This is a genomic window from Vibrio sp. 10N.222.55.C6 (assembly GCF_041473395.1).
Lineage (GTDB): Bacteria > Pseudomonadota > Gammaproteobacteria > Enterobacterales > Vibrionaceae > Vibrio > Vibrio crassostreae_C.
Genome location: NZ_JBFRSD010001069.1, coordinates 1 through 351, shown reverse-complemented (window position 1 = coordinate 351; position 351 = coordinate 1). Strand labels below are relative to the sequence as shown.

At 37.6% G+C, this 351-nt stretch carries 1 pseudogene; it reads left to right on the top strand.

Annotation, left to right across the window (positions count from 1 at the left end):
- Positions 1-351 (top strand): annotated as a pseudogene (locus AB4486_RS27585) (DUF3578 domain-containing protein); the annotation flags it as partial.

Below are 351 nucleotides of genomic sequence, written 5' to 3'. Positions count from 1 at the left end.
GCGTTCAAGCTTAGGCTTTGATGATGATAAATATGATGAACTATGGCAGTTGTTCTGTCAGTACGGTCTGGGGATTCCATTTAACTTGATTGTAGCCGGAACGGTTAATATGGATGAAACGACTCATGGTTTCTCTCGAAAAGTCATTGATCGTGCATTGAGTATCGATTTTGGAGAATTTTTTCCTAATGACATAGATGAATTTTTTGAAGCGAAGAAACAACCATTAACCTTAGGTTATCCAATATATAGCCAAGCTAAGCTGGATCTGTTCTCTCAAGTTGAGGCTGATTCTACTGCTGAGAAAACGAAAGAGTTCTTTTTGTCAGTAAATGCTGTATTAAAAGGTAC